At 68.1% G+C, this 12,341-nt stretch carries 9 protein-coding genes; 6 read left to right on the top strand and 3 right to left on the bottom strand.

Annotated elements, in window-relative coordinates:
• The first annotated feature begins 13 nt into the window (after nt 1-13).
• From AAFU51_09980 to AAFU51_09955, 6 genes are all read left to right on the top strand, one after another.
• On the top strand, nt 14-370 hold the full coding sequence (locus AAFU51_09980; protein MEO1571585.1) for a hypothetical protein: 357 nt from the start codon (nt 14-16) through the stop codon (nt 368-370).
• Nucleotides 371-496: 126 nt separating this feature from the next.
• Nucleotides 497-1,147 (top strand): dienelactone hydrolase family protein, encoded by a 651-nt coding sequence (locus tag AAFU51_09975; protein ID MEO1571584.1) that lies wholly within the window; start codon nt 497-499, stop codon nt 1,145-1,147.
• 230 nt (nt 1,148-1,377) lie between these two features.
• On the top strand, nt 1,378-3,534 hold the full coding sequence (locus AAFU51_09970; GenBank protein ID MEO1571583.1) for a penicillin acylase family protein: 2,157 nt from the start codon (nt 1,378-1,380) through the stop codon (nt 3,532-3,534).
• A 1-nt stretch (nt 3,535) separates the two neighbouring features.
• Nucleotides 3,536-4,498, top strand: coding sequence for a BadF/BadG/BcrA/BcrD ATPase family protein (locus AAFU51_09965; protein ID MEO1571582.1), 963 nt, complete (start codon nt 3,536-3,538; stop codon nt 4,496-4,498).
• 87 nt (nt 4,499-4,585) lie between these two features.
• Nucleotides 4,586-5,869: a fumarylacetoacetase gene (gene fahA, locus AAFU51_09960; GenBank protein ID MEO1571581.1), complete on the top strand. Its 1,284-nt coding sequence runs from the start codon at nt 4,586-4,588 to the stop codon at nt 5,867-5,869.
• Between the two features lie 35 nt (nt 5,870-5,904).
• Nucleotides 5,905-6,213, top strand: a complete 309-nt coding sequence (locus AAFU51_09955) for a hypothetical protein (GenBank protein MEO1571580.1) — start codon at nt 5,905-5,907, stop codon at nt 6,211-6,213.
• A 57-nt stretch (nt 6,214-6,270) separates the two neighbouring features.
• Here AAFU51_09955 and AAFU51_09950 read toward each other — a convergent pair whose 3' ends face one another.
• From AAFU51_09950 to AAFU51_09940, 3 genes are all read right to left on the bottom strand, one after another.
• On the bottom strand, nt 6,271-9,432 hold the full coding sequence (locus AAFU51_09950) for an efflux RND transporter permease subunit (GenBank protein MEO1571579.1): 3,162 nt from the start codon (nt 9,430-9,432) through the stop codon (nt 6,271-6,273).
• A 151-nt stretch (nt 9,433-9,583) separates the two neighbouring features.
• On the bottom strand, nt 9,584-10,663 hold the full coding sequence (locus AAFU51_09945; GenBank protein MEO1571578.1) for an efflux RND transporter periplasmic adaptor subunit: 1,080 nt from the start codon (nt 10,661-10,663) through the stop codon (nt 9,584-9,586).
• A gap of 164 nt (nt 10,664-10,827) precedes the next feature.
• Nucleotides 10,828-12,297 (bottom strand): TolC family protein, encoded by a 1,470-nt coding sequence (locus tag AAFU51_09940; protein ID MEO1571577.1) that lies wholly within the window; start codon nt 12,295-12,297, stop codon nt 10,828-10,830.
• Nucleotides 12,298-12,341: the final 44 nt, after the last annotated feature.

Here is a 12,341-nt window from a genome sequence, read left to right as displayed (position 1 = left end):
ACGCGACGCGACCATGACTCCGGTCATCGGGCTGCTCACGGCCTTCGTGATCCTGGACTATCTGCTCTATCTGGTTTCGGGCTTCGATGCCTTCTCCCTGACGGTTGCAGGCGGCCTTGGCGTGATGGTAGCGCTTGCGGGCGGCCAAGGCGTTATTCCGAAGCGCTACATCCGCTCCGTCGTGGCAACTGCAGGGCTAGTGATGGGCGTGATGCCGGGCGTGATCGTGTTTGCACGCGGCTTTGCCTGGGGCACCTCCATGTACGACTTCGCTCTGATCGGAGGACTGTGTGTCGCCTGCGTGTTAGGCTTCGGCGGCGTGTTTCTCACGCGCCAACAACTTGACCAGCAGCATCAATGGGTGGACTAATCACACAATCCACAGCCGATGCTCGCTGGATGTGCTGCCGAGTCTGCAGCGTAGTCTGAACCTGCAACATCGGACGGGGGTGCGGCATCTCAGGGACAACCTTCCCGCGCGACATCTCTTCCTCGCATGTCCGATCCGCACGTTGGCTCGCCTGTCGTTGCTGCAGGCCCACCGCTCTCCGACGCCAACGGCGTGGTCGTCTTCATCCACGGACGTGGCGCGTCGGCTCGCTCCATCTTGACCCTGGCCCAGGAGGCAGATCCAGACCGCGAGGACCTCGCCTACCTCGCGCCTCAAGCTTCCGTCGTAGGCTACGGCCCCTCGTGGTATCCGTACAGCTTCCTTGCCCCGTTGGAGCAAAACGAGCCGTACCTCGCCTCGGCGCTCAACCGTTTGGACGCCCTCGTCCACGAGATCACAGAGGCGGGTGTCTCCCGTGAGAAGGTGGCGCTCGTAGGCTTCTCGCAGGGCGCCTGCCTCGCGTCCGAATACGTGGCCCAGAACGCTCAGCGCTATGGGGGCCTGTGCGCGCTCTCAGGCGGTCTGATCGGCCCGCCTGGAACGCCCCGAGACTACTCTGGAGCGCTTCACGGCACGCCCGTCTTCCTTGGCTGCAGTGACATAGACCCGCACATCCCGCTGACCCGTGTCGAGGAAACAGGCGACGTGATGCGGCGCCTCGGCGCTAGCGTCGATCAGCGCATCTACGCTGGCATGGGTCACACGGTCAATGCCGAGGAGGTATATATCCTGCGGCAAATGCTAGAGGCACTTTGACACGGGGCCGCACGGTGGTGCCCGCGCACAAAGGGATGTTCACGAGCAGAGGCGTGTTCGCAAACGGAGGCGCGCGACGGGCTGCAGCAGCGTAGTGCGCGTGGTGCTAAGCGCCGTGTGCGTAGGGCGCGCGATCTTTCGGGGCGGGCGTCGTTGTTTCGTTACATAAACGTCGCCGATTGCCACGTCTCTATAGTTCGATGGGTTTTTAACCGCTCGTTTCGGTTTCCATGGTCGCTCGTCTCCTCGCCACCGTCCTTGTGCTCGTGTTGTTCTCCGTGACCACTCTGGTCGTTGTGGGCCTGCTAGCCTATGGCACCACGCCGTCGCGAACGGGTCGCGTGGCGGTCGAGGCACTGCGGGCGGAGGTGACCGTGCGCTGGCAGGACGATCAGCCAACCATTTCGGCGCAGTCTCTAGCCGACACGTATGCAGCCCTAGGCTACGTGCACGCGCTGGAGTCGACCTGGGCCATGATGCTCTGGCGACAAGCTGCGACCGGGCAACTGGCAACCTGGTTTGGCGAGGGCGGCCGTGCCTACGACCGCCACGCCCACACGCTAGGACTGCCCGCGCAAGCCCGTGCCACCTACGCAGCACTTTCGCTTGACCAGCAGAACCTCCTCGATGCCTACGCAGCAGGCGTCAACCGTGCGCTACGGCAGCCTGCCATCGCCCAGACCGATGAGTTCGTCCTGCGCGATGTCGTCCCCGAACCCTGGGCCCCATGGCATGCACTGGCCGTCGAGCGGCTGCTCGCCTACCTGGCCACGGACCCGCCGGCGCTGCTCACGACGCCCCCCTCGGCGCCTGCCGACAGCGTGCAGAGCGCCGACGCCACGCTGCGTCGGCTTGCTGCCTCCGCCGAGGCCCGCGCGTTCGCCGAGCGCGACCGCCTGTTTCGCGCCGCGCTGTTCCTCGGCGACTTCAGCGCGAGCTACGCGTGGACGGCCTTGCACGTTGGGACGGCGGCCGAAGCAGACACCGGTGCGCCGCCGCCCCGCACGTGGATGGTGCAGCAGGGCTACGGCTCCTCAGCGCTGCCGCTGGTGCTAGAAGTAGCGATGGAGCGGGGCGACCGACACGCCGTGCTTGCCACGATCCCAGGCACGCTCCTCACTCCGAGTGCGCTCACGTCCGGACCGCATGGCCAGGGCGGCTGGATGGTGCTGCTGAGCAGCGATCTCACCCTCGGCACCAGCCAGACGAACCCGCCCGCGCAGTACGCCCGCCTCGTGGACCGCCAAGGCCGCGAGGAACTCGTCTCCGTGCACCGAAGCCCGACCCAACTCGCGCTCACAACCCGCTCTGCGCCCCCAATACCTTTGCGTGGGCAGCCCGACAGCCTCGCCCTGGCCGACGGACCAGACCCCACGGCGGACTCGCTGGCATCGGCGGCGCCTCAGGCGACGCCCCCCCCCGTGCTTGCGCTCGAGTGGGGTGGCTTTGGCTACAGCACCGACACGCCAGCCTGGACGGCGCGGCTGGCTGAGGCACTCGGCTACCCCGTGCCCGACGAGCTTCCCGCCTTCGAGCTGGTTGATGGCGACGGCCTACGCCTTGACGCTGCGCCTGAGGGCGCTTCGTGGACGGTGCTCGGCGCGCCAGCCGTGCAACGCGCACTCCCCGGGGGCCTCTTCGTCGGGGGCGAGCCTGCGCAGTCGTTTGCGGCCGATCACCTGACCGACCTCCTCGCGACCGCGCCCACCCTCGATCCGGCGACGCTCGCTACGAGCCGCTACAGCGCGTGGGCAGCCGCGGCCGTTCCAGCCTGGCTCGGGGTGATTGGCTCCGACCTGCCGCCCACGTTCGAGGACGCCGTGTCGTACCTACGGGGCTGGTCCTACCAGTATGCCCCGCGCGCCATCGCTCCTTCGTTGCTGGACGGGTGGCTCCGGCGCTACGAGACCCTCACCGGCGCCCCCGCTCCTGTGCGCCCCGACTCAGCGGCGGTCGTCTATGCTCGGCTGAGCCTCATCCGCGCGATAGACTCGCTACGGGCTGCCTATGGCTCGGACCCAGCCGCGTGGCGCTGGGAGAACACCCAGCCGCAAGCGCTCCAGTTTCCCATCTGGAGCTCACCCTCCGACACCCTGATCCACGGTCCCGCCCAGCGGCGCTACGCACCAGCGCGCCTTGGACTCGGGGGGCACCCGACGGCACTGCGCGGGGGCACCTCGCCCGCGTTTCCCGGGCAGGGCAGCGCGGCGCAGTGGACCGCTTGGTCCCGCTCCGACCGCCCTCGCACCACAGCTACCCTCCACGCGTCGGTCACCACGCATGGGCCGCTTGCGCGCGCCCTCGACACGGTCAACCGGGAACGGCCGATGACCTACACGCCGAGTGCGCCGAGTGCGCCGACCCTTCGTCTTACTCCACCACGCTAGCATGCCCTCCCCTCGCCTCTTTCTCGGCCTCGATGTCGGCGACACACACACGCACGTGCTCGTGGACGATGGAGCGCTGTGCACCCAACACCTCGGCGCCGGGCTGCACCTCCTGCGCGATGGAGCCATGCGCACTGCCGATCGCGTAGCCGACCACATACACGCCGCGCTCGCCCACGACTTCCCTGACAACACGGCGCCAACTGTCGGCGGCATCTGCCTCGGGGTCGCCGGGGCAAGCCGGTTCGAGGATCAGCAACTCCTTCTCGCCGACCTGCGCCAACGGTTTTCTACGTCCGACATTCGTGTGCTTCGAGACGCGCCGTTGGCCGTAGAGCACGCCGCTACGATTGCGCTCGAAGCGGCGTTCGGCGGCGAGAGCGGCGCCATCGTGACCGTGGGGGCGGGCTCCGTTGCCTACGGACGCACCATCGACGGCGACGTGCTTCGCGTCGGAGGGTGGGGCTCGCTTCTCGGCGACGAGGGCGGCGGCTACGCCATCGGTCTGGCCGCCCTGCGCAGCGTGGCCGCCGCGATGGACGGAGGGCCGCCCACGCTAATCGCGGTGCTGCTCGCCGAGCGCTACGGCCTCCTCACCCAGCACGATCTGACCGCTTTTGCCTATCGCACCGAGGCACCCATCTCGATGCTCGCGCCGCTGGTGGTAGAAGCGGCTGAAAAGGAAGACTGGGTGGCAACGAGCATCCTCAAGCAGCAGGCCAACGGGCTTGCCAAGCAGATCGGCTGGCTGGCCTCGCGAGCCGGCGACGGCATCGAGAAGCGGCTCGCGTTCGTCGGCGAGATGAGCGCGCCAGGCTACTACCGCGAGTGCATCGCCGAGGCACTTCTGCGGCACCTCCCGCACTGGCGCATCGCCCGGCCGCAGGCCGAGCCCGTCGAGGGCGCCCTTCGGCTCGCGCGCCGCCTCGCCCCTGGCGCCGAGCACGTCGCGGCCGAGGACTGACCGCGCGGCCGAGGACTGAACGTAGACAGACGCCGAAGCGGTCTCGCTGTTGCGTAGACTGCGGTCTCCCGCCCACGTCGCTTCCTTATGTCTGCCTCACTCCGCTCGTTCGTCGAGGTCGCCCCCGGCTCCGACTTTCCGCTCGGCAACCTACCCTACGGCATTTTTTCGCCGGGACGTACCGCCGAGCGTCGTGTCGGCGTGGCGCTGGGCGACTATGTGGTCGACCTCGCTGCGCTGGAGGCTACTGGGCTGTTCGCAGACGTACCGCTTGGAGACAGCGGCACCGTGTTCGATGCCGCCGTGCTGAACCGCTTCATGGGGCTCGACCGCCGTTCGTGGGACGCCGTGCGCGCTCGCCTCCAGCACCTCCTCGCTGCTGAGACGCCCACGCTTCGCGACGATGCCGACCTCCGCGCCCGTGTCTTTCGTCGGCGCGACGATGTGACGATGCACCTACCGATGCACGTCGGCGACTACACCGACTTCTACGCCTCCCGCGAGCACGCCACGAACGTGGGCACGATGTTTCGCGGCCCTGAGAACGCGCTGCAGCCGAACTGGCGGCACCTGCCTGTTGGCTACCACGGCCGCGCTAGCTCCATCGTCGTGAGCGGCACCGACATCCGGCGGCCTATCGGGCAGCGGCGCCCTGAGACGGACGGCGGCACGCCCCGCTTCGGCCCCAGTCAGCAACTCGACTTCGAGCTCGAACTCGGCTTCGTGATCGGGAACGGCAATGCGCTCAGCACGCCCATCGCTGTTGACAATGCCGCAGACCATGTTTTCGGGCTGGTGCTCGTCAACGACTGGAGCGCGCGCGATATCCAGGCGTGGGAGTATGTCCCGCTCGGCCCGTTCCTGGGGAAAAACTTCGCCACGACCATCTCGCCGTGGGTCGTCCCGCTTGCCGCGCTGGACCCATTCCGAGTTTCCGCACCGGGACAAGACCCGCCACCGCTTTCCTACCTCCAGACCGACACGCCGTGGGCGTTCGACCTAGCGCTGGAAGTTGCGCTTCAGACCCCGGCGATGGACATGCCGCACCCAATCACGCAGGTGAACGCGCGCGGGCTCTACTGGACGGTCGCCCAGTTCGTAGCGCATCACACCGTCGGCGGGTGCAACCTCCGCCCCGGCGACCTCCTCGCCTCGGGCACGGTCAGCGGCGCAACGCCTGGCACGGCGGGCTGCCTCCTCGAAAAGACCTGGCGCGGCACCCGCCCCCTCACGCTCTCCACCGGCGAGACGCGCACGTTCCTCGACGACGGCGACCGCGTGACCCTACGCGGGGCGGCCGAGCGCGACGGCCTCCGCATCGGCTTCGGCGAGGCAAGCGGGACGGTGCTTCCAGCGCGCCGCAGGTCGTAGGTCAAGGGTCTCAGGTCTGTCTAACGAAGATTCCGTTGTGCTCCGCCTGCTTCCAGCGTGAATACCGTCGCTTCGAGTTGGAGGCGGAGTACGAGCGCTTCGTGCTGCGCTTCCGGAGTCAACCTGCCGTGCGCTTCGTCTGCCGGAAGGAGGACGCGTGGGCCAAACCTCGATTCGTCCTGTTTGGCATTGTTGAGATCGGCAAGAAGGGCGAGGACGAGTATGGCTATGACCTCTTGCACTGCGGCACCTGCGGTCAGTGTTGGGAGTTGAACCACCCGGGCTTGTACTGGCGTGGCCTTCTCCGGCGCTGCAGCGAACGCTCGCTCTCGGGCTGCCCATAAGACATACCTGGGCATCCGAGCCAGTAGCAGTCATAGCCGCGCTGCTCCTGATGAGGCTTAGGCCGTCTCTCCACTGCCGCTCATCGAGAGTTCCGGCGTCAACAAACGGAAGAGAGCGGGCACGACGACGAGCGTGAGCAGCGTCGAGACGGTCAGGCCACCGATGATGACCCAGCCGAGCGGGCTCCAGAGGTCGGAGTTGGTCAGCGTGAGCGGGAGCAGCCCGCCGATGGTGGTGAGCGTCGTGAGCAGGATCGGCGTGAAGCGCGTTTGCCCCGCCTCAGCGATGGCCTCGGTGACCGTGCGGCCCTGCGTGCGCAACTGGTTGGCGTAGTCCACGAGGATGATCGAGTTGTTGACCACGATCCCGATAAGGCTCGTGAAGCCGATGAAAGCCATGAAGCTGAACGTGTAGCCGGTGATGAGCAGCGCCGGAAACGCGCCGATGACGGCCAGCGGGATCGCGACGATGATGATGAGCGGCTGGCGGAACGAGCGGAACTGCAGCACCAGTACGGCCAGGATGCCAAGCAAGGCCACCAGGAGCGCCGCGCCGAGACTGGAGAAGCTCTCTTGCTGCGCTTCGAGCTTGCCGCCGTAGACGACCCGGTAGCCCGGCGGCAGTGCGAGCGCATCTACCTGCTGGACGACGTCTTGGGTGACCGCGATCTCGTTGTAGCCACCCGTCACGTCTACGTCGGAGGTGATGGTGACGGCTCGCGCGAGGTCGACGTGGTCGATGCGCGTCGGGACGGGCTCGAATTCGAGCGTGGCGACCTGCCGCAGCGGGACCGCCCCGCCGTGCATGGACGCCACGGCGATGCGGTCGAAGTCGCCGAGTGCGGGACGACGCGGCTGGCCATCGGGGCCGGTGAGCGGGAGGCGGACGACGATGTCATAGTCCTCGCCCTCGCGGTCCCGGAAGGTGCCGAGCGGCAGCCCGTTCATCGCGGCGAGCACGGTGCGGTCCACCTCGGCGATGGGCACCCCGAGCAGGCCCGCCTTGTTGCGGTCGATGCGCACGGCGAGGTCGGTCTTCGGCTGCGCCAGCGGGTTCGTGACGTTCTCGGTGCCTTCGGTGCCGTCGAGGATGGCCTCGACCTCACTCGCCAGCCGGTCGAGCGTGGCGAGGTCCGGCCCCAGCACCTTCACCGCAATGGGCGCCTCCACGGGCGGGCCGTTCTCGAACACCTCGAAGTCGACGTCCACCCCGGCCATCGCCGCAAACTGTGAGCGCAGCCCCGCAACCAGCGGCTCGACTTGGTTGGGGTCGTACGTCTCCACGAGCACCTGCGCGACGTTGGCGCGCTCGCGACGCGGGATCACGTTGTAGTAGACGCGCGGGTTGTCGCGCCCCACGTTTGCCGCGACGGTCTTGACTTCCGGTCGTTCTCGAAGCACGCCCTCGACGGTCTGCGTGGCGCGGTCGGTGTAGTCGAGGTTCGAGCCCTCGGGCGTCTCGATGCTGACGAGGAACTGCGGCTTACCCGCCTTCGGAAAGAGCGACACGCCGATGAGTGGGAACAGCGCCCCGGCTCCCAGCAGCGCGAGGACGGCAATCGCTACCACCGTCCGAGGCCGGCGCAATGCCCAGTTCAGCGTTCCGACGTAGGCCCGATCGGACAGCGCGTCGAGGAGCCGCTGGAGCGGCGGGCGCTTCGCTGGAGGAGGTGGGGCGTAGGGGGTGGGGCGTGACTCATTTGGTTCCGCAGGCAACACGTCACTCCCCACTCCCTCCTCCCTACTCCCTCTCCCCTTCAGCAGTCGGCTCGCGAGCATCGGCGTCAGCGTCAGCGAGAGCACGAGCGACGCGCCGAGCGCGAACACGACCGTGAGCGGCATCGACCGGATGAAGTCGCCCGTGCCGCTCTGGATCGAGATCATCGGCACGAAGGCGAGCACGCTCGTGGCCGTCGCTGCGACGATGGGCAGCGCCACCTCGCGCGTTCCCGCGACCGCCGCCCGGAAGCGACTGTGCCCTTCCCGGAGATACCTCGCGACGTTTTCCGTCACCACGATGGCGTTGTCCACGAGCAGTCCGAGCGCGATCACGAGACCGACGATGGAGATCTGCTGGAGGCCGTAGTCGGCGAGGTCTAGCCAGTTGATCGCGATGAGGATAGACGATGGGATCGCGAGCATCACGATCAGCGACGCGCGGAAGCCGAGCGCGAGCAGCACCACGATGCCGACGAGCAGCACCCCCTGGAGCAGGTTGCCGAAGAACCCGCCCACCCGGCGGTCGACACTCTCAGACTGGTCGAACGCGACGGCTAGGCCGATGTCGTCAGGAAGCGTCGGCGTCACGGCGGCGAGCACCTCGTCGATCCCCTCGCGCACGTCGAAGATGTTCGTGCTCTCGCGCTGCACGATGGTGACGAACGCCGCACGCATCCCGTTGAGGCGAGCGCGGTGGGTGTCGTCGGCGTAGGCGATCCCAACGTCAGCGAGGTCGCGGAGGTAGAGCGCCTGGCCGTCGGCGGCGCGCACGACGGTCTGCGCGATCTCGTCGAGGCTGGCATAGTCGCCGGAGGTCTGGATCGTGAACCGCTTCGTCCCGGCATCAACGGTCCCACCGGGGAGGTTCTGCGCCTGCCCCTGCACGGCCTGCATCACCTCGCCGAGCGTCACGCCGCGCGCGCGCATCGCTTCGAGGTCGAGGCTGACGCGCACCTCCGGATCGGGGATCGCCCACACGGTGGCGCGCTGCACGCCCGCGACCTGCTCGAAGGCGTCTTCCAGCCGCTCGGCCTCGCGCTTCAGGCTGCGATAGCTCGCTGTCTCGCTCGTGAGTGCGACCTGGAAGATGGTCGCATCCGTCGGCGAGGTCTGGATGATGTTGACCGCCGCGACGCCGTCCGGCAGCGTCGGGCGCACCTGCGCGACAGCCTGCGTCACCTCGTCGTGCGTCTCGTCAGCATCGGCGTACGCCTCGAACTCGGCGACGACGACAGCGAGGCCATCTTGGATCGTCGTTTCGAGCTTCTTGAGGTCGTCGAGTTCGTAGAGCGCCGCTTCGAGCGGGTCCACGACGAGGCTCTCGACGTCTTCGGGGTTGGCGCCGGGGAAGACGGCGATCACGCGCGAGGTCGCGATGTCGAACTGCGGGTCCTCGGAGCGCGGCATCGAGAGGAAGCTCTGCGCGCCGAGCAGCGTAGCGAGCAGCACCACGACGAGCGTGAACTGGTAGTTCTCAATCGCCAGCTTGGGGAGGTTCATTGGAGTGGGTGGCGAGGTGAATGTTCGAAGTCTGGCGTGGCACCCCCCCTGTTCTCGTCGCATGCGCTCCTCGAACTGTCCCTCTCGCGTGCGAGGGGGACAGCTTGACCGCCGTTCAGGCGTGTCAAGCAGGGGGTTTCTTCTGAGTCAGCTACGGCGCGTCGGCCACGCGCACACGGTCGCCGTCGGCGAGGTAGGCCGCGCCGGTCGTGACGACGTGCGCAGCCCCGTCCAGTCCAGCCCGCACGGCGAGGCGGTCGCTGGAGAGCGCGGTGATCTCGACCGTGCGGCGGGCTACGGTATGCGAGCCGGTGCTATCCATCTCGGCAGCATCGACGGTGAAGACCGCGCCCGTCGTCCCGTCGCCCGCCACGAGCGCGTCGATGGGGATGACGGCATAGCCGCTCCCCGTGCTGGGTTGGATCTCGACGTCCGCGACGAAGCCCGCCTTCAGCCGCCCGCCGGGGTCGGGCACGGCGACCTCGACCTCGAATGTGCCCGTCGCCAGGTCGGCAGCGCTGGCGATCTCCGTGACGCGGCCCTGGAACACTTCGCCTGGGTAGGCTCCGAAGCGGACCTTGGCGACGTCGCCCACGGTGAGGCGCACCACGTCGCGGTCGGCCAGCCCGGCGCGGACGACCCAGCCGTCGCCGGTCGTCCCGAGGGCGAGGATCGGCTGACCGGGCTGGACGAGCTCGTTCGGCTCTGCCATCCGCCGCAGCACGCGCCCCGATGCCGGGGCCGTAATGGTCGCGAAGCGCTGGTTGAACGCCGCGATGTCGTAGCCTGCTTGCGCCACTTCCACGCCCGTGCGTGCGTCCTGTACCTGTTCGAGCGTGGCGACCGAGTCCGCGAGCAGCCGCTCCGCGCGGGCGAGGTCGCGCTGCGCCTTGTCGAGCGCGCTTTCGGCCTGGAGCACCTGCGCGTCGATCTCGCGGGGATCGATGCGGGCGAGCACCTGTCCCGCCCGTACGAGGTCGCCCTCATCGGCATTGATGCGGGCGACAAGGCCGCCAACTTTGAACGAGAGCACGCGCTCGGACTTAGGCGCGAGCCGCCCGCTCGTGCGAATTGGCAAGGCCCCCTCCGCCTGCTCCACCGCAGCGATTTCGACAGGGATGGCGGGCGATACCGGCGGCGTATCAGCAATAGCCTCGCCGCACCCGCTCCAGAGGAGCAGCACGACGCACGCACCAGCACTAGCAATGAGGAGACGAAGGTAGAACGGCATAACTAGACTCGATGATGATGACAGGCGAAGCTGTTGAGATGAGAGCATGTGCTGCGGCGACTCCCCCTGTTCGACACGCCTGGACGGCGGCCGAACTGTCCCCCTCACAGGTGAGGGGGACAGCCTCGTGACCCTTCATGGGGAACGAGGCGGGGGGAGGCTGCTCACTCCAGCACCGCGCTCCCGACCGCGAATTCGAGATCGGCGAGGCGCGCGAGAAGGGCGTAGCGGGTGACGTTGAGGTTGAGTTCGGCACTGGTAAGCGCGGTCCGGGCGTCCACGAAGGCGACCTGGTTGAGCTGGCCTTCTGCGACACGTCGCTGCGTGAGCCGGAACCCCTCCGACGCTGCCGCGACCCGTTCTTCGGCCGTCGTAAGTGTGGCCCGCGCGACTTGGACCGCGTCGTAGGCATCCTGCACCTGAAGGCGGATCTGCTGCGCGGCTTCGGTCCGTGTCAGTCGCGTCCGCTCGACCGCCACCTGCGCCTCGCGGATGCGGGCTCGGTCCGCACCGAAGTCGAAGAGCTTCCAGGAGAGCACGACCGAGGCGAGGTAGTACGGCGCGTCGCCGGTGAAGCCGTACCCCTCACCCTGAATGCCACCATCTACGGCGAGCGCGACGCTTGGGAGGTAGCTCGCGCGGCTCAGCGATACGTTCGCCTGCTGTGCCTCGATAGCGGCGCCGAGCTGGGTGAGCTCGCGGCGCTGCGCCACGGCCGCGTCCTGCATGGCCGCGAGGGCTACGTCAAACGCAGGGTCGTCTGCCACGGACGCTTCAGCGCTGGCCAGGACGACAGGCTGCACCCACGTCGACGGCGCAGCGTCCGGCAGCGTTTCGGCCTCGATGCGCTCCAGCGGCGTGTCGAGCGCGCGGTTGAGGAGAAAGTTGACGTAGGAGCGCGCTCGGTCGCGGTCGGCGGCCGCCTCGGCCTGCTGCTGCTCGACGGCGAACGTCTCGGCGCGTGCCCGCAGCACGGCGTCGGCGAGAACGCGGTCGTTGCGCCGCAGCCGCTCGGTCGTACGCAGATTCTCCGTCACGAGGTCGCCCGCCGCGGCGAAGATGGCGGTGGCGCGCTCGGCCTGGAGGTACTGGAAGTAGGCCACCTTGACATCGCGCACGAGCTGCTGCCGGAGCGCTTCGACCCCGGCCTCCTGCGACGCGACGAGGTGGCGGTTGAGCCGGACCGCCGCGTTCAGGCGCGGCTCGTAGAGCGGCTGGATCACGCGGAGGCGCGTCTCCTGCTCCTGCTCGCGGAGGAATGGAACAGTCTCGTTGGAGAGCGTTGGGAACGACGGGTCCTCGCCCTGCGCCCCGAGGAGGTCGTTGAGCGTGCCGTACGCCGGGTTGAGGAGGTCGCCGAGCGGGAGGTCGATCGTGCGCCCCCCTCCTGCACGGGAGAAGCGCGCCTCGACGGAGAGCGTGGGGAAGAAGCTGCGCCGAGCCGCGTCGAGCGCGTAGCGGGCCGCGTCGAGGTCGAGCGCCTGCTGCTGGAGCGCGAGGTTGCTCGCGAGCGCCTCGGCCACGTAGGCGTCTAGCACAGCGGTGGGGGCGGATACGGGCGCGTCCTGGGCGCGCAGTGCAGGCCCGAAGAGGAGCGCTGCGATGGCGAGGAGAGGTGCTAGTACTTTCGTCATGTCGCTTGCTGACAGAACGTCAATGAGAGGTACAAAAAAAAGAG

The organism is Bacteroidota bacterium (assembly GCA_039821555.1).
Lineage (GTDB): Bacteria > Bacteroidota > Rhodothermia > Rhodothermales > Rubricoccaceae > JBCBEX01.
This window is presented reverse-complemented; position numbering and strand designations above follow the sequence as displayed.

What these genes read in the sequence shown, in the direction of transcription:
- AAFU51_09970 (MEO1571583.1), top strand. Translation starts at nt 1,378, where the DNA reads ATGGTCGCTCGTCTCCTCGCCACCGTCCTTGTGCTCGTGTTGTTCTCC.
- fahA (MEO1571581.1), top strand. Translation starts at nt 4,586, where the DNA reads ATGTCTGCCTCACTCCGCTCGTTCGTCGAGGTCGCCCCCGGCTCCGAC.
- AAFU51_09980 (MEO1571585.1), top strand. Translation starts at nt 14, where the DNA reads ATGACTCCGGTCATCGGGCTGCTCACGGCCTTCGTGATCCTGGACTAT.
- AAFU51_09975 (MEO1571584.1), top strand. Translation starts at nt 497, where the DNA reads ATGTCCGATCCGCACGTTGGCTCGCCTGTCGTTGCTGCAGGCCCACCG.
- AAFU51_09945 (MEO1571578.1), bottom strand. Translation starts at nt 10,663, where the DNA reads ATGCCGTTCTACCTTCGTCTCCTCATTGCTAGTGCTGGTGCGTGCGTC.
- AAFU51_09950 (MEO1571579.1), bottom strand. Translation starts at nt 9,432, where the DNA reads ATGAACCTCCCCAAGCTGGCGATTGAGAACTACCAGTTCACGCTCGTC.
- AAFU51_09940 (MEO1571577.1), bottom strand. Translation starts at nt 12,297, where the DNA reads ATGACGAAAGTACTAGCACCTCTCCTCGCCATCGCAGCGCTCCTCTTC.
- AAFU51_09965 (MEO1571582.1), top strand. Translation starts at nt 3,536, where the DNA reads ATGCCCTCCCCTCGCCTCTTTCTCGGCCTCGATGTCGGCGACACACAC.